Raw genomic sequence first — 20,984 nt, 5'->3', positions numbered from 1 at the left:
CCGCCGATCTGGCAGATTAGAACGACTGCGCGAGTCCTTCGCCCCTTTCTGTCGCGCATTTCCACACACTGGAACCGAAAGGGGCGGATACGTGTGTGGGGACTGACATGACCGAATTCACCATTAAAAACGCCGATACCGTTCTGACCATGGACGATGGGCGGCGCGAACTAAAGCGCGCGGATATTCACCTGAAAAACGGGGTGATCGCCGAGATTGGGCAGAACCTGCCGGATCGGGGCGAAATCGTTCTGGCGCGGGGCTGCGTGGTGACGCCGGGATTGGTGAACACCCATCATCATTTGTATCAGACGTTGACCCGTGCGGTGCCGGGCGGGCAGGATGCGCTGCTGTTTGGCTGGCTGCAGACGCTTTATCCGATCTGGTCCCGGTTTGGACCAGAAGAAATGCGGGTTTCGGCCCAGATCGGGCTGGCAGAGCTGGCGCTGTCGGGTTGCACGCTCAGTTCGGATCACCTGTACCTTTATCCCAACGGCGCACGGCTGGACGACACGATAGAGGCGGCGGCGGAAATCGGGCTTCGCTTCCACCCGACCCGCGGCGCGATGAGCATCGGCGAAAGCGAAGGCGGCTTGCCGCCTGATGGCCTGGTGGAACGCGAAGAAATCATCCTCAATGACTGCATCCGCGTTATCGACCGGTTTCACGATGCGTCCGAGGGATCGATGTGCCGGGTTGGCGTTGCCCCCTGTTCACCGTTTTCGGTCAGCCGCGAATTGATGCGCGACTCCGCGCTGCTGGCGCGCGACAAGGGCGTGATGCTGCACACCCATCTGGCCGAAAACGACGAAGACATTTCTTATTCACTGGAAAAGTTCGGTTGCCGTCCGGGGCAATATGCCGAAGATCTGGGTTGGACCGGCGATGATGTCTGGCATGCTCATTGCGTGAAACTGGACGGGTCTGAAATCGACCTTTTCGCCCGCACCCGGACCGGGGTGGCGCATTGTCCCTGTTCCAATTGTCGGCTTGGATCGGGCATCGCGCCGGTGCGCGCCATGCGCGACGCCGGGGTCAAGGTCGGGCTGGGCGTCGACGGATCAGCCAGCAATGACAGCGGCAACCTGATCGTCGAAGCCCGGCAATCGATGCTGTTACAGCGTGTGGCCAGAGGAGCCGCCGCGATGAGCGCCCGCGAAGCGCTGGAAATCGCCACCCGTGGCGGGGCAGAGGTACTGAACCGGCCCGATTGCGGTCAGATCGCCGTTGGCAAGCGCGCCGATATCGCGATCTGGGACATCAGCGGTATCGAAAGCGCTGGCAGTTGGGACCCGGCGGCGCTGTTGCTGGCCGGGCCGATGAAGGTCCGCGACCTGTTCGTCGAAGCACGGCAAGTGGTGCGCGACGGCAATCTGCTGACCCTTCCTTTGGATATGTTGATTGCAACTCAGCAACGGTTAGTATCGAAATTAATGGAATAGCCGGAGGGTCGCATGTTTGGCAGAAAAATGACCGCAGTTGTCGCGCTGGCTGCTTTTATCGCCATCGGTGCGCCTGCCTTGCTGACCGGACGGGCCGCACCGGCGCAGGCCGATACCGTTGCCGCGGTAGCGGACCTGCTGAATGCCGAACGGACCCGGCGCGGACTGCAACCGTTGCAATCGGATGCCTCGCTGAACAGGGCCGCGGCCGGCCATGCCCGGGATATGGCGAAACGGGGGTACTTCAACCATCGAAGTCAGGATGGCCGAACGTTTTCCGACCGGATAAAGGCCGCCGGGTATTGCCGCGCTGCGATGGCCGAAAACATTGCGCTGGGCCAAAATTCAGTCGCCAAAGCGATCTCAAGCTGGATGGATTCGCCGCCACACCGCAAAAACATGATGAATCGGCGCTATTCCCGTTTTGGTATTGGCAAGTCCAATACCTATTGGGTGCTGACGCTGGCGGGACCTTGCACCTGACGACCGGCGATATAGGTCGCAGAAATCGCCCGGTCGTCCCCCATCATGATAGTGGGAAAAACCGCTTCCCAGATGTCGTTTGCGCGGGTTGCGCGCTGTGCAATATCGGGGGTCGAGGCCAGATCAAGAACCACCAGATCAGCCTCCATTCCCGGGGCAATATTGCCGATGCGGTCGTCCATCCGGAGAGCCCGCGCTGACCCGGCAGTGGCCAGCCACAGCAATTGCGCCGGGTGGAGAGGGGCGTGCCTGAGCTGACCGATTTCATACGCCGCCGCCATCGTGCGCAGCATGGAAAAGCTCGATCCGCCGCCGGTATCCGTGGCCAGTCCGATGCGATGTCCCGCAGCCATCAAACCGCCCATGTCGAACAGGCCCGAGCCGATAAAGGTGTTCGAGGTCGGGCAATGGATCAGCGCCGCGTCGACCTCCTTCAGCCGGTCTTTTTCCCGATCTTCCAGATGGATCGCATGACCGTACAGCCCTCCGGGGCGTAACAATCCGTGTGCTTCGTAGGTGTCCAGATAATCCCTTGCCTGCGGATACAGCGATTTCACCCACGCGATTTCATCGACCTGTTCGGACAGATGCGTCTGCATCAAGCAATCGGGATGTTCCCCCCAAAGCGCGCCAAGCGCGTCCAACTGCTCTGGCGTCGAGGTGGGGGAAAACCGTGGCGTGATCGCATAGCTCAGACGGTCCACCCCGTGCCATTTTTCCAGCAACGCCTTGCTGTCGTCATAGGCCGATTGCGCGCTGTCGCGCAGCCCATCGGGGGCGGTGTCGCGATCCATGCAGGTCTTGCCTGCCACTACCCGTTGCCCGCGCGCCTGCGCGGCGTTGAAAAACGCCTCGACACTGGTCGGATGAATGGTGCAGTAGCTGACTACCGTAGTGGTGCCATGCGCCAGTGTAAGGTCGAGGTAGCGCTCCGAGATTTCCGCCGCATAAGCGGGGTCGAAAAACCGGGTTTCTTCGGGAAAGGTATAGCTGTTGAGCCAATCGATCAGCCGCTTGCCCCAGCTGGCGATGATGCCGGTCTGCGGATAATGGGCATGGGCGTCGACGAACCCGGCGAGAATCAGTTTGTCGCCGTGATCGACGATTTCCGCGTTTGGGTGATCCCGGCGCATAGCCTCGGCCGTTCCGGTCGCGGCGATTTTGCCGTCCCGGATCAGCACTCCCCCGCGCCGTTCATACCGCGCTGCATCAATACCGGTCTCGAACGGAGTCCCGTCAAAGCTCAGCACCTGCCCGATCAGCAAAATATCCCGCACGATTGCACCTTCCTTTCTCAGTCATGATATTCTGCGCGAAAAGATCGGTAAATTCCCAGTCTGCACCTGTTTCCTTGAAGCTGCTTCGGTTATGAGGAGAAAACAGGCGAAAGGGGGCGGTATGAGCGAAGAATTCGACCAAAGGGAAACGCAACCCGACAGCGCCACCGAAGGCGACTATAGCATCAGCCGCCGCGATATTGCCGCGATTCTTTATGCAGTGGACGCCGGGGATCAGGCCAAGCTGATCGAATTGACGGAACCGCTGCACGCGGCCGACATCGCCGACTTTCTGGAACAGCTTAATCCTTATGATCGCCGCCGGCTGGTGCAGCTTTACGGCCGTGAATTCGACGGTGAAATCCTGTCGGAACTCGAAGAGGGTCTGCGCGAGGAAATTATCAGCGTCCTACACCCGGACGTTCTGGCCGAAGCGGTCCGGGAGCTGGAATCGGACGACGTGGTCGACCTGGTCGAAGATCTGGACGAACCGCAGCAGGAAGCGATCCTCGACGCGCTGGAAGATTCTGACCGGGTCGCGGTAGAACAGGCGCTGGCCTATCCCGAAACGTCCGCCGGACGCCTGATGCAGCGCGAAGTGGTGGTGGCGCCGGATCATTGGACGGTGGGCGAAGCCATTGATTTCCTGCGCAATGCCGAAGAACTGCCGGAACAGTTTTATCACGTCGTTCTGGTCGATCCTCGTATGCACCCGGTGGGTAACGTCACGCTGGGCAAGCTGATGAGTTCGCGCCGCAATGTGCGGCTGACGGAAATCGTCGAGGATGTGTTTCAGGTTATTCCGGTGCTGCAGGATGAGGCCGACGTTGCCTATGCGTTCAATCAGTATCACCTGATTTCTGCCCCCGTGGTCGACGAAGACGATCGTCTGGTCGGCGTCATCACCATTGATGACGCGATGACGGTTCTGGATGAAGAACACGAAGAAGACATCCTGCGTCTTGCCGGCGTCGGCGACGAAGCCAGCCTGACCGATACCATTTTCGAGGCGGCCAAGGGCCGGGCCTTGTGGCTGTTCGTGAACTTGTTGACGGCGATCCTGGCGTCCCTCGTGATCGACGTGTTTGCCGATACCATCAATCAGATGGTGGCACTGGCCGTGCTGATGCCGATTGTTGCCTCTATGGGCGGCAATGCGGGCACCCAAACCATGACAGTGGCGGTGCGGGCGTTGGCGACCCGCGACCTTACAGCGCAAAACGCGTTGCGCGTGGTGTTGCGTGAACTCTCGGTTGGGGCGCTGAACGGGCTGATATTCGGCGGCACGATGGCTTTGGTTGTCGCGTTTTGGTTCCAGGTGCCGATGCTGGCGCTGGTGATCGGTCTGGCGATGCTATGCACCCAGATCGCCGCGGCATTGGGCGGCATCGTAATCCCGATGGCGCTGGATCGCGCTGGTATCGACCCGGCTCTGGCCTCGGGGCCGTTCGTGACCACGGTGACCGATGTCGTTGGTTTCTTTGCCTTTCTCGGCCTCGCCGCCTCGGTGTTGATATGACCGATCTTGCTGCGGTTAAAACGGCCGCGCGCAAGGCCGCATTCGCCCGGCGCAAAGCCGCGCATGAGGCCGGGTTGGGCGCGCGTTCATCCGTCCTGTCGGAAATTCTCGCTGGCTATCGTGGTGTGCCTGTGTCGGGCTATTTGCCGATCCGAACCGAAATCAGCCCGCTTGCCGCGATGGCCGAAGCCGCGGCATACGGTCCGGTGGCGGTGCCGGTCATTCAGGCCGCTGGTCAGCCGCTGAAGTTTTCCCGCTGGGAACCGGGTTGCGCGCTGAAAGACGGCCCGTTCGGGGCGCAAATTCCGGTTGTGGACGACTTTTTTACGCCCGAGATCGTGATCGTCCCTTTGGTCGCCTTTGACCGTCAGGGCAATCGTCTGGGGTACGGCGGCGGGTTCTATGACCGAACACTGGAAGCTCTGCGCGCAAACGGCCCGGTTCTGGCCATCGGTTTTGCCTATGCCGCGCAACAGGCTGACAGGCTGCCATTGGAACCGACCGATCAGCCGCTCGACATGATCGTGACCGAAAGGGGCGTGGTGCCGATCTGATTTTGGTTTGGCCAATCATCGGATTTCCGCCTCCGACGGGAGTATTTTTGGAACAATGAAACGATGCGGTGCAGCCTTTTTCTTGAACCTTTGCTCCGGGCAGCCTAGCAAGCAGTATGAGAATTCTATTCCTAGGCGATGTGATGGGGCGCGCGGGCCGGCGCGCCGTGAGTGAGACCCTGCCGCGGCTACGCGACGAATGGCGTTTGGATTTCGTCGTGGTTAATGGCGAAAACGCCAGCAGCGGTGCCGGGCTGAGCGCAGCGCATGCCAAGCTGTTGCTGGAAGCCGGCGCAGATTGTGTGACGCTGGGCGACCACGCTTTTGACCAAAAAGAGATGCTGCAGTTCATCGAAAGCGAACCGCGCATCATTCGCCCGATCAATTTTGCCAAGGGCGCGCCGGGGCGCGGTCATCGGGTGTTCGCCGACAGGCGCGGGCGCAAGATACTGGTGGCCCAGGTTCTGGGCAACGTGTTCATGAAGCGGGCCTTCGACGATCCCTTTTCGGCCATAGATACAGTGTTGCGCCAGAATGTTTTGGGCGGTGCGGTGCAGGCCGCGCTGGTCGATGTCCATTGCGAAGCGACGAGCGAAAAGATGGGCATGGGCCATTTCTGTGACGGCCGCGCCAGCCTTGTCGTCGGCACTCATACTCATGTACCCACCGGCGACGCGCAGATTCTGCCCGGCGGTGCCGGTTTTCTGACCGATGCCGGCATGTGTGGCGATTACAATAGCGTGATTGGCATGGAGAAAGCCGAACCGATGCGCCGCTTTGTCACCGGCATGGCGAAATCGCGTTTCACCCCGGCCTTGGGCGAAGCAACCCTGTCCGGTGTTTTCGTCGAAACCGATGACCGCACCGGCAAAGCCACCGATATCCGGATGATCCGGCAGGGTGGGCGTTTGCAACAGGCGGGGCTTTGACGCGACCATTTGCGCGGATCGGCACCAAAGTAATAATCTCTCTTGTTGCGGTGCCCGGGCTGGGCAAAACTGGATCAGTTTATAACCTGAGCGAGCGGATCGAATGCTGCTGATTGAAATGTCCCAGACCGGCCAGGCCATTGTTGCGCTGTGTGTAGTGCTGGGAATGTTCGTGCTGTTCACCAAAGAGGTTCTGCCGACCGAAGTGGTGGCGATTGCCGGGGTGGCGGTGTTGCTGGCGCTGGGGCTGTTGCCCTATGAAGCCGCGCTTCAGGTGCTGTCGAACCCGGCGCCCTGGACCATTGCGGCGATGTTTATCGTGATGGGGGCTTTGGTGCGGACCGGGGCGCTGGATGCGATCACGGCCGCAGCCGACCGGCAGGCACAGAAAAATCCCAAGCTGGCGCTGGCGATGCTGTTGGCGGTGGCTGTGTTCGGATCGGCCATCATGAACAATACGCCCGTCGTGGTGGTGATGATCCCGGTCTTTGTGCAATTGGCCCGTACAATGGGGGTGTCTTCATCCAAGCTATTGATCCCATTAAGTTATGCCGCAATCATCGGCGGCACTTTGACTTTGATAGGCACCTCGACCAACCTGCTTGTCGATGGTGTTGCGCGGGCGCAGGGATTGCAGGGGTTCAGTATTTTCGAAGTGACGCCACTGGCTCTGGTCCTGGTCGCATGGGGCATGATTTACCTGCTGCTGTTCGGGCGCAAATTACTGCCCGACCGGACATCTATGGCATCGATGTTGTCGGACCGGTCGAAAATGAAGTTTTTCACCGAAGCGGTGATTCCGCCCGAATCCAACCTGATCGGTCGCGAAGTGTTGGGCGTTCAGTTGTTCAAGCGCGAAGGCGTGCGGCTGATCGACGTGATCCGCGGCGATCAATCGCTGCGGCGTAATTTGCAGGACGTCACGTTGCAAGTGGGCGACCGGGTCGTCCTGCGCACCCAAATCACCGAACTGCTTAGTCTGCAGCGTGACAAAAGCCTGAAACGGCTCGATCAGGTCGGTGCGGTGGAAACCTCGACCGTTGAAGTCCTGATCACGCCGGGGTGTAAAATGGTCGGGCGGTCTATGGGGGCGATGCGGTTGCGCCGCCGTTACGGCGTTTACCCACTGGCGGTGCATCGTCGCAATCAGAATATCGGGCGGCAGTTGGACGAACTGGTGGTCCGGGTCGGCGACACGCTGCTGCTGGAAGGCGCCCCCGAGGATATTCAGCGGCTTGCACGGGACATGGACATGGTTGATGTGACCCAACCTTCGGCACGCGCGTTCCGCCGCGGTCACGCGCCTCTGGCGGTGATATCGCTGCTGGCTCTGGTGGTGCTTGCCGGGCTTGGCGTGGCACCTATCCTGCTGCTGTCGATCATCGCGGTGGGGGTGGTTCTGGTCACCCGCTGCATCGATTCCGACGAAGCGTTTTCCTTTATCGACGGTCGGTTGCTGGCGATGATCTTTGCCATGCTGGCGATCGGGGCGGCGCTGGATCATACCGGTGCGGTGGCGCTGGTTGCGAATGCCATTGCACCCCTCTTGTCGGGAATGCCCGGGTTCGTGGTGATCTGGGTGATTTACCTGCTGACGTCGGTTTTGACTGAAATGGTTTCAAATAACGCCGTGGCGGTCGTGGTGACGCCGATTGCCATCGGGTTGGCGACTGCGATGGGGATTGATCCGCGGCCCTTGGTGGTGGCCGTGATGGTCGCAGCTTCATGCAGTTTTGCCACCCCGATCGGGTATCAGACCAACATGTTGGTCTATGGGCCTGGCGGCTACAAGTTCACCGATTTCATGCGGGTGGGCATTCCGCTCAATCTGAGTATGGGGATTCTGGCCTCGGCGCTGATCCCGTTGCTCTGGCCGCTATGAACCGCTTGATTTTGGTGTGGGTGAGGCTTGCAGCCCCCCGCCCGCGTGACTTATAGAACTCTCAAACCAAGAGAAATTGATCGGAGGCATCATGGCCGGCCATTCAAAATGGGCGAATATTCAGCACCGCAAAGGGCGCCAGGACGCCGCGCGGTCCAAGCTGTTTTCTAAACTGTCGAAGGAAATCACCGTCGCCGCAAAAATGGGCGACCCCGATCCCGACAAGAACCCGCGTCTGCGGCTGGCGGTGAAAGAAGCCAAGTCGAATTCGGTTCCGAAGGATGTGATCGACCGCGCGATCAAGAAATCGCAGGCGGGCGATGGCGACGAATACGAAGAAATCCGCTATGAGGGCTACGGCCCCAATGGCGTGGCGGTGATCGTCGAGGCGATGACCGACAACCGCAACCGCACCGCGTCGAACGTGCGCTCCACTTTCACCAAGAACGGCGGCAACCTCGGCGAAACCGGATCGGTCGGGTTCATGTTCGACCGCAAGGGCGAAGTTTCCTATCCGGCGGACGTGGGCGATGCCGACACCGTTATGATGGCTGCGATCGAAGCAGGTGCCGAGGACGTGGAAAGCAGCGAAGATGGCCATATCATTTACTGCGCCGATACCGACCTGAACGAGGTGTCGTCCGCGCTGGAGGCCGAGCTGGGCGAATCTGAATCGACCAAGCTGGTGTGGAAACCCACCACCACGACCGAGCTGGACCTTGAAGGCATGCAGAAACTGATGAAGCTGGTGGATGCGCTGGAAGACGATGATGACGTTCAGCGGGTGACAACCAATTTCGAAGCCTCTGACGAGGTGATGGATCAGCTCTGAGAGCTTCCACAGCGACAAACCGGCGCCTCTCGGGGCGCCGTTTCCATTTGAGCAGGGCGACAGAGCTGTTTTGAGGTCAGGTGCGCTTGTCCTAATGCAATGTGAATTTGGAGTTTCCTGCAAATTATTTCTTGAAAATGTTCTTTATGTGATGTTTTTCCTTTGTTCAGGCCCTGTGCGTTTGCCGGTCATTTACGGGGGCTGAGCGCAGAATTGGCGCCTTTTGCTCGACGGATATTACAGGTTATCCCTATTTTTTACGGGCCGCTGAGGGCAAATATCAACAGCGGTTGTCAAGCTGGCGCAGGATGTGGGATCGGGCCGATGGTCTTCTAATTGTTCACAGCTTTCCCGAAGCAAACAAGACAGCACGCGTCCGGGAGACTTGCTGGTTTCTTCGACCTGTGGACAGTTTGTGAAGGATTTTTCCGCCGAAGCGCTCTGTGGATAAGTGCGGGATATTTTTTTGGCCTGTCGGCAGACTTGTGCGTAAGTCGCTATGGGTCTGTGGATAAGTCTGTAGATTGTTTGATTTTAATATTATATTACAATAACTTATTGGTTTTTAATGGGCTGGCTGAAGGTGGCGTAGTCGGAGGGCGACACAAGTGCTGCGCTCAAGATATGCCTTTTTCAGCCGGTGCGAATTATGGTTGTCCCGATCTGCTCGTCCACTTTTCTATGTCGGCGTCCGTGAAGTGTCTCGAAGCCGTTGATCAAACAACAGAGCGGTACAATGTTATCCACAACCATGATCTGGATAGACTCCAATATGCCCTTTCTACAGCCTCTCAAAATCCGCTTTTTAGTCCTATGGATAACTAAATATTATCTTTTGTATAAAAGCATTTACGATAATACTGGCCTGTGGATAAAATGCCTGTACTCAGGTGCCTAAATCGATGCTGTATCCCTGTGGATAGGTCTGAATGTTATAGGCCGGTCTGGCCAAAGCGATTTAGATGCTGCACAGCGGCGCGGGAAGTCAACAGATCATGATCCAGCGGTTGAAAAACATGTCAAAACGCACTGAATGTCATTAAACGCCGCCGCGCCGCGCGCTAGGATTCTCAGAACAGAGGAACGGATATGGACGCATTGATCGCCGGTTTCGGGCTTAGCCTGTCGCTGATCGTTGCCATCGGGGCGCAGAATGCGTTTGTTCTGCGCCAGGGGCTGCTGCGGCTGCATGTGTTGCCGATCGTGCTGATTTGCGCGCTAAGCGATGCGATCCTGATCATCGCGGGCGTTGTGGGTATCGGCGGGGTGACCCGTGCCTTGCCGTGGTTTGAGCCGTTGATGCGATGGGGCGGGGCGGCTTTCCTCTTTCTCTATGGGGTCAAGGCCTTTGTCGCCGCCTGGCGCGGGGCTGAAACGTTGCAGGGCGATGGGGGGGAAGTGCCGTCGCTGTGGACGGCGATCATCACCTGCCTGTTATTCACATGGGCCAATCCGCATGTCTATCTCGACACCGTGCTGCTGCTGGGGTCGGTTTCAACACAATATGACAATCGGTGGGCTTTTGCGCTTGGCGCAACGGCGGCGAGCCTGTCGTTTTTCTTCAGCCTGGGCTATGGCGCGCGCCTGTTGGCGCCACTTTTCGCAAAACCGCGTGCCTGGCAGGTTTTGGACCTGATTGTGGGGGCAATCATGTGGGGCGTCGCAGCGTCGTTGCTTTTTTAGGCCTATCTGTGCTTGCAGCAATGGCTGCGATCGTGAACTTATGCAGGTATGAGTACAGAAACAACCTCTCGGCCGGTGGTTGGCGTCTTCTGGATGCTGGTGACTGGAGTCTTGTTCGTCGGCGTGACTGCTCTGGTCAAGTTTCTGGGGCCGCGTGTCCCGGCCCCCGAAGCCGCATTTTTGCGTTATGTGATGGGGCTTGTCTTCTTTATCCCGATGCTGCGGCCACTGTTGAAGACGGGGCTGACCCGGCGACAATGGAAATTGTTTGCGGCGCGTGGCTTTGCGCATTCCATTGGGGTGGCGCTGTGGTTCTTTGCGATGGCGCGGATCCCGATCGCTGACGTTACGGCGATGAATTACATGTCACCTATCTATGTCACTTTGGGGGCGGCGTTTTTTCTTGGGGAAAAACTGGCTGCCCGGCGCATCATGGCGGTGATCGTGGCGCTGATCGGGGGCATCATCATTCTGCGGCCCGGTTTTCGCGAAGTCGGTCTGGGGCATCTGGCGATGCTGTTCACGGCCTTGGTTTTCGGTGCCTCCTATCTGCTGGCGAAAATACTTGCTGAAGAGGTGAACGCGGTCGTTGTCGTGGCAATGCTGTCGATCTTTGTGTCGATTGGGCTGGCGCCGCTGGCCCTGATGAACTGGGTCACGCCGGACTGGCAGGCCCTTTTGATCCTGTTCTGCGTCGCCTCCGCAGCCACGGCCGGGCACTATACGATGACGCTGGCCTTTGCCGCTGCGCCGGTGGCGGTAACCCAGCCGGTGTCCTTTCTACAACTCCTTTGGGCGGTTCTGTTGGGCTATTTCGTGTTCGACGAAGGCGTTGATATCTGGGTGATTGTCGGCGGTCTGGTGATCGTCGGGTCGGTCTCCTTTATCACCTGGCGCGAAGCGGTGCTGAAGCGGCGGATGCTGACTCCGCCAGCCTTGGCAACCAAGGTCTGATGCGGCTACTCTGAACCGGCCGTTCTGTGGCACTGGACAAGGAGACTGTAGTGAATGTTCTTTTTATGAGTACCGTTGCACTGGGCTTGGGCGTTGCGGGCGCGGCGCAGGCCGGGCTGGAAATCTGCAACGAAACCGGGCGCAGCCGCAGCATAGCCGTCGGTTACAAATCCGGCGCTGCTTGGGTGTCGAGCGGATGGTGGAATATCGATCACGGCAAGTGCGGAACCGTGGTCAGCGGAGATCTGAAACAACGCTATTACTATTACCGTGCCACCGCTGCGGACGTGCCTTTCGAGGGCGAAGGCTATTGGTTCTGCACCACGCCGCAGGTGTTCAATATTACGGGCGACGAAAATTGCGCCAATCGCGGTTATGACCGCAGTGATTTTCGCAAGATCGACACCGGCGAAAGCGCCACCCAGTACAAGCTGACCCTGGTTGACGATACGCCGCCGCCGGTTCCCCAGAAAAACGATGAAGAACTGCTGAGCGGTGATGGTCGCGGGACATATGTCGAATCGTTTTCCGATGTGCTGATCTTTCAGGGCTGCACCGTTGATGATGGGTCTGAATATTGCGCCTTTCACGGCAATGGCTGGAAATATTACGCCTATTACGGCAGCGGTACACCGCGGCATCTGCTGGAGCGTTTGTATAATCAGCCAGTGGGCGCAGCATTTCATGTGTCAGGCGAAATCGTGTCCTTTGGCGACATAACGATGGATGTGATTTTGGACAGCGCGGTAATTGCGCCCGGCGCCGATCCCTTCGCAAATATGCGGGCGGCGATGCAGGGCGAATGGGTGTCGATCAGCGATCCCGCCTACAAGATCGACGTCCACGGGTCGGAAATGTGGGAATTTCACAGCGGCAGTTTCCTCAGCAACCAGTTTTTGCAGATCGCCAACGGCTGCGATGCCGCCCCGCCGGGCAGCGGCCCGGTTTTGATCGAAACCAATCCCGAGGTGCGTGATCCGATGTGCTATGGCATTGCGTCAATCACGCCGACGCGGTTGGATCTGATTTATTTCGGGCGCGGAAACATGCTGAGTTTCCAGCGCCCATGATTCATGGAAAAATTGGGCTCGACCGCGCGGAATTCCCTTAGCTGCCGCGCGGGTCGAGCAAATTTTCCAAAACGGTCTCCGGGGTAATCTGGCCGATCACCTGGCCCGATTCCCGTACGCCCACCGGGCCATGACGGACCTTTTCCATCACATCGCGGATACTGGTGTCCGGGGCGACATGCACCGCATGGGTGCCACTGGCCGGTTCCATCACGTCGCGGGCGCACAGCACACCCAAAGGGTTCATATAGGCGACGAATTCGGCCACATAATCGGTGGCCGGCGCGGTAAAGATTTCCTGCGGTGTGCCGCATTGCACGATCCGGCCGCCTTCCATGATGGCGATGCGGTTGCCGATCTTGAACGCTTCGTCCAGATCGTGGCTGACGAAAATAATGGTGCGGTTCAGTTTCTTTTGCAGGTCCAGCAATTCATCCTGCAACCGGGTACGGATCAGCGGATCAAGCGCGGAAAACGGTTCGTCCATCAGCAGGATCGGGGCGTCGGTGGCAAAAGCGCGGGCCAATCCCACCCGTTGCTGCATCCCGCCCGAAAGGTCGGACACCTTGCGGTCGGCCCAGTCCGACAGCCCCACCAGTTCCAGCTGCTCAGCGGTCTTGGCGGCGCGGTCCGGCTTGGACATGCCTGCCAGTTCCAGACCCAACCAGACATTTTCGCGCACCGTCCGCCACGGCAGCAGGCCGAATTGCTGAAACACCATGGCAACCGATTTCTGCCTGATCCGGCGCAGGGTTTTGGCATCGGCATGGGTGACGTCCTCCATACCGGTTTCTGTGGCGACCTCGACATTGCCCCGCGCCACCGGGTTCAGCCCGTTGACCGCGCGCAGCAGGGTGGATTTGCCCGACCCCGACAATCCCATGAGGACAAGGATTTCACCGGTTTCAACCTCGATCGAACAGTTATGAACGCCCAGAATCTGACTGGTCTGTTCCTGAATCTCGGACCGGCTTTGACCTTCGTCCATCAAGGGCAGTGCCTTGTCGGGGTGTTCACCAAAGACGATGGAAACGTTGTTGAAAGTAACAGCGGTGGTCATTTGCGATCTACCCTCAGCATACGGTCCAGAAGAATGGCCAGAACAACGATGACAAAGCCGGATTCGAACCCAAGCGCGGTATTGACCTGATTAAGCGCCCGAACCACCGGCACGCCCAGCCCATCGGCGCCGACCAGCGCCGCGATCACCACCATCGACAGTGATAGCATGATGGTCTGGTTCAGCCCGGTCATGATCTGTGGCAGCGCATAGGGAAGTTCGACTTTGATCAGTGTCTGATGCGGCGTCGCGCCAAAGGCCTGCGCGGCTTCCAGCAAAGCTTGCGGAGTCGATGTCACCCCCAAATGGGTCAACCGGATCGGCGCGGGAAGCACAAAAATCACCGTGGCGATCAGCCCCGGCACCATGCCAATGCCGAAAAACACGATGGCCGGGATCAGGTAGACAAAGGTGGGCAGGGTCTGCATCAGGTCCAGAACAGGCCGCATTCCGGCATAAAGCCGCGGACGGTGCGCGGTGGCGATGCCAATGGGCACCCCCACCCCCATGCAGACGACACAGGCCGACAACACCAAGGTCAGGGATTCCGTGGTCTCTTCCCAGTAATCCTGATTGAGGATGAACAGGAACCCCAGCGCCACCAGCAGCGCCGTTTTCCAGTTGCGGTGGAGGACGTAGGTCAGTCCGGCGAAAACCGCGATGACGATCAGCGGGTTGGGGCCTTGCAGCACCCAGAGGATCGCGTTGATCAGGGCTTCAAGCGCTTCGGACAGTGCGTCGAAAAAGACGACAAAATTCTCTTGCAGCCAGTCGAAGACGGCGGCAGCCCATTTGCCGACGGGGATTTTCGTCTCTGTGATCCAGTCCATTCGCATCCTGCCTGCTTAGAAATTCGGTAGAGGGCAATGCGCCATTCAAGTGGCAGGGTTTTGCCCTGACATTGCGCATCGGCTTCCTTCCGCCCTCCCCCCGCTGCGGGGGAAGGGGGGTGTGGAGAACGGGCTTTTACAACCCCAGCGCAGTTTTGACGGCGGCCATACCGTCGCCACCATCTTGGGTGGTCACACCATCGAGCCAGCCTTCCAGCGGCGCCGGGTTCGCCTTCAGCCAAGCGGAGGCCGCGTCGGCGGGATCAGTGCCGTCGTTCAGGATCGCGCCCATGATTTCGTTTTCCATGGCCAGAGAAAAGTTCATGTTGGTCAGCAGCTTGCCGACATTGGGGCATTCGCTGACATAGCCTGCACGGGTGTTGGTATAAACGGTCGCGCCACCAAGGTTGGGGCCAAACCAATCGTCACCGCCGGTCAGGTAGGACATGTCGAAATTGGCGTTCATCGGATGTGGTTCCCAGCCCAGGAATACCACCGGTTCACCTTTGCGGTCGGCGCGCGCCACCTGTGCCAGCATCCCCTGTTCGGAGCTTTCGACCACTTCGAACCCATCGAGGCCAAAGGCGTTGTCGCCGATCATGTCCATGATCAGGCGGTTGCCGTCATTGCCCGGCTCGATGCCATAAATCTTGCCTTCCAGCGCGTCTTTCTGGGCTGCGATATCTGCGAAATCCTTGATCCCCAGATCGGCGGCAACCTTGTTCACGGCCAGAGTGTATTTCGCCCCTTCCAAATTGGCGCGCACAGTGTCGACGGTGCCAGCGTCGCGGTATGGCGCGATGTCGGCCTCCATCGTCGGCATCCAGTTGCCAAGGAAGATGTCCACATCGCCACCGGCGAGCGAGGTATAGGTCACTGGCACCGACAGCACCTTGATATCGGTGTCATAGCCCAGAGCTTCGAGAACAACAGACGCGGCTGCGGTGGTGGCCGTGATGTCGGTCCAGCCGACATCCGAGAAGACGACCTCGCCGCAATCGGCAAGGGCAGGGGTCGCGGCAAGCAGGGCCAGGATAGAGAGCGATGATTTAACGGTCATTGAGACCTCCCTTTTTTCTTGATTGACGAGTCAATAAAAATACAACTAGCCTTATAAGGCAAGGAGTTTAGTCATGCCCAAGGTTGGAATGGAGCCTATACGCCGTGCCGCGCTTGTAAAAGCGACAATCGCGGAGATCGGTGAAACCGGTACATTGGACGTCACCGTCAGCCAGATCGCCAAGCGTGCGGGCATGTCCAGCGCGTTGGCGCATCACTATTTCGGCGGCAAGGAACAGATATTCCTGGCCGCGATGCGCCACACTCTGACGCTCTATGCTGCCGAGGCGCGTGGCGCTCTGGCAATGGCCAACGGACCCGCTGAACGGGTCGAGGCGATTGTCAGGGCCAGTTTCAGCCCGACCAATTTCCGCCGCGAGGTGGTTGCGGCCTGGTTGAATTTCTATGTTCTGGCGCAAGTGTCCGACGAAGCGCAGCGGCTGCTTCGGGCTTATCAGAGGCGGCTTCGTTCGAACCTGCGCTATAATCTGCGCCCGCTGATCGGCGACCGGGCAGAGGACGCCGCAGAACGTATCGCGGCCCTGATAGACGGGGTCTATCTGAAACACACGCTCGGCCATGATCAGCCCGACCGCGATCGCGCGGTGGCCAAGGTGTTGGGCTGCTTCAGGCTGGAAACGGCAAAGGGGGCAGCATGACAAAACCCAACATCCTGATCCTGATGGTCGACCAGTTGAACGGCACCCTGTTTCCCGACGGGCCTGCCGATTGGCTGCACCTGCCCAACCTTAAAAAACTGGCGGCACGGTCGACCCGGTTCCGTAACGGCTATACCGCGTCGCCGCTTTGCGCGCCGGGGCGGGCGTCGTTCATGTCGGGGCAATTGCCCTCGGCCAGCCGGGTCTATGACAATGCCGCCGAATTCGTTTCGTCATTGCCGACCTATGCGCATCACCTGCGGCGGGCGGGCTATCAGACCTGCCTGTCGGGCAAGATGCATTTCGTCGGCCCCGATCAGATGCACGGGTTCGAAGACCGGTTGACCACCGACATTTATCCCGCCGATTTCGGCTGGACCCCGGATTATCGCAAACCGGGCGAACGTATCGAATGGTGGTATCACAATATGGGATCGGTGACCGGCGCCGGCGTGGCCGAGATCACCAACCAGATGGAATATGACGACGAGGTTGCCTATCATGCGACCCGCAAAATCTATGATCTGGCGCGGGGGGCGGACGACCGCCCATGGTGCCTGACTGTCAGCTTCACCCATCCACATGATCCATACGTCGCGCGGCGCAAATACTGGGACCTGTACGAAGACTGTGATCATCTTCTGCCCGAGGTCGGCCCGATCCCATACGAAGATCACGACCCGCATTCGCAGCGTATTTTCGATGCCAATGACTGGCGAAGTTTCGATCTGACCGAAGACGACGTGCGCCGGTCGCGCCGCGCCTATTTCGCCAATCTCAGCTATCTCGATGACAAGATCGGCGGCATTCTGGATACACTGGAAACCACCCGGCAGGGAGAGGAGACGATCATCCTTTTCGTGTCGGATCATGGCGACATGCTGGGCGAACGCGGATTGTGGTTCAAGATGAGCTTCTTTGAGGGATCATCACGTGTGCCGATCATGATCTCGGCACCACAGATGCAGCCCGGGCTGATCACCGCGCCGGTGTCGAACATAGATATTTGCCCGACACTGTGCGATCTGGCCGGTGTCAGCATGGACGAGGTCATGCCCTGGACCACCGGCGAAAGCCTCGTGCCGCTGGGGCAGGGCGGGGAACGCACCACCCCGGTGGCGATGGAATACGCCGCCGAGGCGTCCTATGCGCCAATGGTGTCGCTGCGCTATGGCAAATGGAAATACAATCGCTGCGCGCTGGACCCCGATCAGCTGTTCGATCTGGAAACCGACCCGCATGAACTGACCAATTTGGCCGGCGATCCAGTCCATGCAGGGACATTGGCCTGCCTGCGGGCGAAATCCGAAGCGCGTTGGGATCTGGACAAATTCGATGCGGAGGTGCGCGAAAGCCAGGCCCGCCGCTGGGTGGTCTACGAAGCATTGCGCCAGGGCGGCTACTACCCCTGGGACTACCAGCCGCTGCAAAAAGCCAGCGAACGCTTCATGCGCAATCACATGGATCTCAATGAGGTCGAAGAACGCCAACGTTTCCCGCGTGGCGAATAACCCTTTCACTGTTCCGGAAATATTTAAAAATGTCCTATCCTTTGCAACCCGAAGCCAGTCATTTCGTCAATGGCCGCTATCTCGAAGACAAAACCGGTACGCCGCTCGACGTGATCTACCCCGCCACCGGCGAAGTGATCGCGCATCTTCATGAGGCCACACCTGCTGTGATCGAACAGGCGATAACTTCGGCCCGTGCCGCACAGAAAGATTGGGCGTTGCGCAGCGGCACTGAACGCGGCCGCATCCTGCGCCGGGCTGCCGATATGATCCGGGAACGTAACCACGATCTGTCGGTGCTGGAAACTTACGATACTGGCAAACCGTTGCAGGAAACGTTGGTGGCGGACGCGACCAGCGGGGCGGACGCGTTGGAATATTACGGCGGTCTGGCGGGTAGCCTGACCGGCGATCATATCCCGCTGGGCGACGGAAACTGGGCCTATACGATGCGCGAAGCGCTGGGCCTGTGTGTCGGCATCGGGGCGTGGAATTACCCGACCCAGATCGCCTGCTGGAAGGGTGCCCCAGCATTGGCTTGTGGCAATGCGATGATCTTCAAACCCTCTGAAACCACGCCATTATCGGCGCTGAAAGTGGCTGAGATTCTGGTTGAGGCGGGGCTGCCCGCGGGGCTGTTCAACGTCATTCAGGGCACCGGCGCGGTGGGGTCTCCGCTGGTCACTGATCCGCGTGTCGACAAGGTATCGTTGACCGGTTCGGTGCCGACTGGCCGCAAGGTCTATGCCGCTGCCGCCGAGGGCATGAAACACGTGACGATGGAGCTGGGCGGCAAATCCCCTCTGGTGATCTTCGGCGACGCCGATCTGGACAGCGCCGTCAGCGGCGCGATCAACGGCAATTTCTATTCCTCTGGTCAGGTCTGTTCCAATGGCACCCGCGTTTTCGTGCAAAGGGACATCAAGGAGGCGTTTCTGGCCCGTCTGGCCGAACGTCTGCAAGGGGCCGTTATAGGCGATCCGCTGGATGAGGCTACGAATTTCGGGCCGATGGTCAGCGAAGGTCAGCTTGGCATTGTCGAGCGCTATATCGCCAAGGGCATCGAGGAAGGCGCGCGGCTGGTGACGGGCGGCAAGCGGATCGCGCGCGACGGGTTCTATCTCGAACCCACCGTTTTCGCCGATGTGAGCGACGAAATGATCATCGCACAGGAAGAAATCTTCGGCCCCGTCATGTGCGTGCTGGACTTCGAGGATGAGGCCGAAGCGCTGGCGCGGGCCAACGACACAGACTTCGGCCTTGCGGCGGGTGTCTTCACCGCCGACCTGACCCGGGCGCATCGCATGGTGCAGGGGTTCGAGGCGGGCACCTGTTTCATCAATTCCTACAATGACGCGCCGGTCGAAATGCCCTTTGGCGGGGTGAAAATGTCCGGTGTCGGCCGTGAAAACGCCAAGGCCGCGATCGAGCATTACAGCCAGTTGAAATCAGTTTTTGTACGCATGAATGCCTGCGAAGCGGCGTTCTGAGGGTACATAACAGGGCCGCCTCGGGGCTGCCCGCAGGACCCGCCAAGGCGACTTGGTTGGTCGAGTCTGAGGGACTGAAATGGAAGCGGATTATGTGATCGTGGGCGCGGGTTCTGCCGGCTGCGCCATGGCGTACCGGTTGAGCGAAGCCGGGGCGAGCGTTCTGGTGATCGAATATGGCGGATCTGATGCCGGGCCCTTCATCCAGATGCCGGCGGCGCTGAGCTATCCAATGAATATGGGGCTTTACGACTGGGGCTACAGTTCCGAACCGGAACCGCATCTGGGCAATCGCCGTCTGGTCTGCCCGCGCGGCAAGGTGATTGGCGGATCGTCCAGCATCAACGGGATGGTTTACGTGCGCGGTCATGCCTGCGATTTCGACCATTGGCGCGATAGCGGCGCCGAGGGCTGGGGCTATTCCGACGTGCTGCCCTACTACAAGCGGATGGAAAGCTGGCATTCGGGCGGCCATGGTGGCGACGCCACTTGGCGCGGCCAAGACGGCCCTTTGCATGTCACCCGCGGCCCGCGCCGCAACAAGCTTTACCATGCTTTTGTCGAAGCCGGACAGCAGGCCGGATATCAGACCACCACCGATTACAACGGCGAAAAGCAAGAAGGCTTCGGCCCGATGGAACAGACCGTGTGGAAGGGTCGGCGCTGGTCGGCGGCCAACGCGTATCTGAAACCGGCGTTACAGCGGGACAATTGCGATCTGGTCCGTGGCCTGGCGCGCCGGGTGGTGATCGAGAACGGCCGCACCGTGGGCGTGGAAATCGAACGCGGCGGTAAGGTGGAGGTGATCCGCGCCCGCCGCGAAGTGGTCATCGCCGCCTCGTCGATCAATTCGCCGAAGCTCTTGATGCTGTCGGGGATCGGCCCGGCGGCGCATTTATCCCAACACGGGATCGACGTGGTCGCTGATCGCGCTGGCGTCGGTGCCAACCTGCAGGACCATCTGGAGGTCTATTACCAGATGGCCGCGAGCCAGCCGATCACGCTTTACAAATACTGGACCCTGTTCTGGAAAGGGTTGATCGGGGCGCAATGGCTGTTCACCAAGACTGGGCTGGGCGCGTCGAACCAGTTCGAAAGCGCTGCCTTCATCCGCTCGCACGCGGGCGTTAAATACCCCGATATCCAGTATCATTTCCTGCCGCTGGCGGTGCGCTATGACGGCAAAGCGGCGGCGGAAGGTCATGGGTTTCAGGCCCATGTCGGCCCGATGCGCAGCGCATCGCGCGGGACCGTCACCCTTCGCAGTGCCGACCCAAAGGAGGCCCCGGCGATCAGCTTCAACTATATGAGCGAGGAGAGTGACTGGCGCGATTTCCGCGCCTGCATCCGGCTCACCCGCGAAATTTTCGGGCAGGAAGCGTTCAAACCTTACATTCGACATGCGATTCAGCCACGCGACGAATTGCAAAGCGACGACGAAATCGACGGCTTCATCCGCGACCATGCCGAAAGCGCTTATCACCCTTGCGGCACCTGCCGCATGGGTGCCGCCGACGATCCCCTGGCAGTGGTCGACCCGCAGGCGCGGGTGATCGGGGTCGACGGGTTGCGGGTGGCCGACAGCTCGATCTTCCCGCGCATCACCAATGGCAACCTCAACGCGCCGTCGATCATGGTGGGTGAAAAGGTCAGCGATCACCTGTTGGGGCGCGGCATGTTGCCCTCGACAAATGAAAGTCCGTGGGTGCATCCAAACTGGCAGACGGAACAGCGCTGAGCGATACCGGAA

18 protein-coding genes are annotated in these 20,984 nt (G+C 59.4%); 14 read left to right on the top strand and 4 right to left on the bottom strand.

Annotated elements, in window-relative coordinates:
• Positions 1-107: 107 nt before the first annotated feature.
• Entirely contained in the window at positions 108-1,442 is a 1,335-nt protein-coding gene (locus VOI23_RS16800; protein WP_323786146.1) for an 8-oxoguanine deaminase, read from the top strand.
• A gap of 12 nt (positions 1,443-1,454) precedes the next feature.
• A complete protein-coding gene (locus VOI23_RS16795) occupies positions 1,455-1,925 on the top strand; it encodes a CAP domain-containing protein (protein WP_323786145.1) in 471 nt (156 codons plus the stop codon).
• On the opposite strand, the gene guaD is transcribed toward VOI23_RS16795, so the two are convergent.
• Positions 1,889-3,202: a guanine deaminase gene (guaD, locus tag VOI23_RS16790; protein ID WP_416376543.1), complete on the bottom strand. Its 1,314-nt coding sequence runs from the start codon at positions 3,200-3,202 to the stop codon at positions 1,889-1,891. The genes VOI23_RS16795 and guaD overlap by 37 nt on opposite strands.
• 121 nt (positions 3,203-3,323) lie before the next feature.
• On the opposite strand from guaD, the gene mgtE reads away from it, so the two are divergent.
• From mgtE to VOI23_RS16750, 8 genes are all read left to right on the top strand, one after another.
• Positions 3,324-4,721, top strand: coding sequence for a magnesium transporter (gene mgtE, locus VOI23_RS16785; protein WP_323786144.1), 1,398 nt, complete (start codon positions 3,324-3,326; stop codon positions 4,719-4,721).
• Positions 4,718-5,275 carry a 5-formyltetrahydrofolate cyclo-ligase gene (locus VOI23_RS16780; RefSeq protein ID WP_323786143.1) on the top strand — a complete coding sequence of 186 codons (558 nt, stop codon included), beginning with the start codon at positions 4,718-4,720 and terminating at the stop codon, positions 5,273-5,275. Before mgtE ends, VOI23_RS16780 begins: the two co-directional genes overlap by 4 nt.
• A 116-nt stretch (positions 5,276-5,391) precedes the next feature.
• A complete protein-coding gene (locus VOI23_RS16775; RefSeq protein ID WP_323786141.1) occupies positions 5,392-6,204 on the top strand; it encodes a TIGR00282 family metallophosphoesterase in 813 nt (270 codons plus the stop codon).
• 103 nt (positions 6,205-6,307) lie between these two features.
• Complete coding sequence (locus VOI23_RS16770; protein ID WP_323786140.1) at positions 6,308-8,086, top strand: SLC13 family permease; 1,779 nt, start codon at positions 6,308-6,310, stop codon at positions 8,084-8,086.
• 91 nt (positions 8,087-8,177) lie between these two features.
• Positions 8,178-8,918: a YebC/PmpR family DNA-binding transcriptional regulator gene (locus VOI23_RS16765; RefSeq protein WP_323786139.1), complete on the top strand. Its 741-nt coding sequence runs from the start codon at positions 8,178-8,180 to the stop codon at positions 8,916-8,918.
• Positions 8,919-10,007: 1,089 nt separating this feature from the next.
• Entirely contained in the window at positions 10,008-10,601 is a 594-nt protein-coding gene (locus VOI23_RS16760; protein WP_323786138.1) for a LysE/ArgO family amino acid transporter, read from the top strand.
• Positions 10,602-10,649: 48 nt separating this feature from the next.
• The gene (locus VOI23_RS16755) at positions 10,650-11,555 is read left to right on the top strand and encodes a DMT family transporter (protein WP_323786137.1); all 906 of its coding nucleotides are present in this window, start codon (positions 10,650-10,652) and stop codon (positions 11,553-11,555) included.
• 50 nt (positions 11,556-11,605) lie between these two features.
• On the top strand, positions 11,606-12,625 hold the full coding sequence (locus tag VOI23_RS16750; protein WP_323786135.1) for a DUF1036 domain-containing protein: 1,020 nt from the start codon (positions 11,606-11,608) through the stop codon (positions 12,623-12,625).
• 37 nt (positions 12,626-12,662) lie between these two features.
• Here the strand turns inward: VOI23_RS16750 and choV are convergent, their stop codons facing one another.
• The 3 genes from choV to VOI23_RS16735 all read right to left on the bottom strand — a co-directional run bounded on the left by choV (position 12,663) and on the right by VOI23_RS16735 (position 15,575).
• Positions 12,663-13,685 carry a choline ABC transporter ATP-binding protein gene (gene choV, locus VOI23_RS16745; protein WP_323786134.1) on the bottom strand — a complete coding sequence of 341 codons (1,023 nt, stop codon included), beginning with the start codon at positions 13,683-13,685 and terminating at the stop codon, positions 12,663-12,665.
• Positions 13,682-14,515, bottom strand: a complete 834-nt coding sequence (choW, locus tag VOI23_RS16740) for a choline ABC transporter permease subunit (RefSeq protein WP_323786132.1) — start codon at positions 14,513-14,515, stop codon at positions 13,682-13,684. Before choW ends, choV begins: the two co-directional genes overlap by 4 nt.
• Positions 14,516-14,651: 136 nt before the next feature.
• Complete coding sequence (locus VOI23_RS16735; RefSeq protein ID WP_323786131.1) at positions 14,652-15,575, bottom strand: choline ABC transporter substrate-binding protein; 924 nt, start codon at positions 15,573-15,575, stop codon at positions 14,652-14,654.
• Between the two features lie 73 nt (positions 15,576-15,648).
• On the opposite strand from VOI23_RS16735, the gene betI reads away from it, so the two are divergent.
• The 4 genes from betI to betA all read left to right on the top strand — a co-directional run bounded on the left by betI (position 15,649) and on the right by betA (position 20,972).
• Positions 15,649-16,233, top strand: coding sequence for a choline-responsive transcriptional repressor BetI (gene betI, locus VOI23_RS16730; RefSeq protein WP_323786129.1), 585 nt, complete (start codon positions 15,649-15,651; stop codon positions 16,231-16,233).
• Positions 16,230-17,744 (top strand): choline-sulfatase, encoded by a 1,515-nt coding sequence (betC, locus tag VOI23_RS16725; RefSeq protein ID WP_323786128.1) that lies wholly within the window; start codon positions 16,230-16,232, stop codon positions 17,742-17,744. The genes betI and betC overlap by 4 nt, the downstream gene beginning before the upstream one ends.
• 29 nt (positions 17,745-17,773) lie before the next feature.
• Positions 17,774-19,234 (top strand): betaine-aldehyde dehydrogenase, encoded by a 1,461-nt coding sequence (gene betB / locus VOI23_RS16720; RefSeq protein WP_323786127.1) that lies wholly within the window; start codon positions 17,774-17,776, stop codon positions 19,232-19,234.
• Between the two features lie 79 nt (positions 19,235-19,313).
• Positions 19,314-20,972 (top strand): choline dehydrogenase, encoded by a 1,659-nt coding sequence (gene betA, locus VOI23_RS16715; protein ID WP_323786125.1) that lies wholly within the window; start codon positions 19,314-19,316, stop codon positions 20,970-20,972.
• The last annotated feature ends 12 nt before the right edge of the window (positions 20,973-20,984 follow it).

Origin of the sequence: Thalassovita sp. (genome assembly GCF_034670005.1) — a bacterium.
Lineage (GTDB): Bacteria > Pseudomonadota > Alphaproteobacteria > Rhodobacterales > Rhodobacteraceae > Thalassobius.
Note: the sequence above shows the minus strand (reverse complement) of the source record. Positions and strands in the feature narration are given on the sequence as shown.

What these genes read in the sequence shown, in the direction of transcription:
- VOI23_RS16800 (WP_323786146.1), top strand. Translation starts at nt 108, where the DNA reads ATGACCGAATTCACCATTAAAAACGCCGATACCGTTCTGACCATGGAC.
- VOI23_RS16795 (WP_323786145.1), top strand. Translation starts at nt 1,455, where the DNA reads ATGTTTGGCAGAAAAATGACCGCAGTTGTCGCGCTGGCTGCTTTTATC.
- mgtE (WP_323786144.1), top strand. Translation starts at nt 3,324, where the DNA reads ATGAGCGAAGAATTCGACCAAAGGGAAACGCAACCCGACAGCGCCACC.
- VOI23_RS16780 (WP_323786143.1), top strand. Translation starts at nt 4,718, where the DNA reads ATGACCGATCTTGCTGCGGTTAAAACGGCCGCGCGCAAGGCCGCATTC.
- VOI23_RS16775 (WP_323786141.1), top strand. Translation starts at nt 5,392, where the DNA reads ATGAGAATTCTATTCCTAGGCGATGTGATGGGGCGCGCGGGCCGGCGC.
- VOI23_RS16770 (WP_323786140.1), top strand. Translation starts at nt 6,308, where the DNA reads ATGCTGCTGATTGAAATGTCCCAGACCGGCCAGGCCATTGTTGCGCTG.
- VOI23_RS16765 (WP_323786139.1), top strand. Translation starts at nt 8,178, where the DNA reads ATGGCCGGCCATTCAAAATGGGCGAATATTCAGCACCGCAAAGGGCGC.
- VOI23_RS16760 (WP_323786138.1), top strand. Translation starts at nt 10,008, where the DNA reads ATGGACGCATTGATCGCCGGTTTCGGGCTTAGCCTGTCGCTGATCGTT.
- VOI23_RS16755 (WP_323786137.1), top strand. Translation starts at nt 10,650, where the DNA reads ATGAGTACAGAAACAACCTCTCGGCCGGTGGTTGGCGTCTTCTGGATG.
- choV (WP_323786134.1), bottom strand. Translation starts at nt 13,685, where the DNA reads ATGACCACCGCTGTTACTTTCAACAACGTTTCCATCGTCTTTGGTGAA.
- choW (WP_323786132.1), bottom strand. Translation starts at nt 14,515, where the DNA reads ATGGACTGGATCACAGAGACGAAAATCCCCGTCGGCAAATGGGCTGCC.
- VOI23_RS16735 (WP_323786131.1), bottom strand. Translation starts at nt 15,575, where the DNA reads ATGACCGTTAAATCATCGCTCTCTATCCTGGCCCTGCTTGCCGCGACC.
- betI (WP_323786129.1), top strand. Translation starts at nt 15,649, where the DNA reads ATGCCCAAGGTTGGAATGGAGCCTATACGCCGTGCCGCGCTTGTAAAA.
- betC (WP_323786128.1), top strand. Translation starts at nt 16,230, where the DNA reads ATGACAAAACCCAACATCCTGATCCTGATGGTCGACCAGTTGAACGGC.
- betB (WP_323786127.1), top strand. Translation starts at nt 17,774, where the DNA reads ATGTCCTATCCTTTGCAACCCGAAGCCAGTCATTTCGTCAATGGCCGC.
- betA (WP_323786125.1), top strand. Translation starts at nt 19,314, where the DNA reads ATGGAAGCGGATTATGTGATCGTGGGCGCGGGTTCTGCCGGCTGCGCC.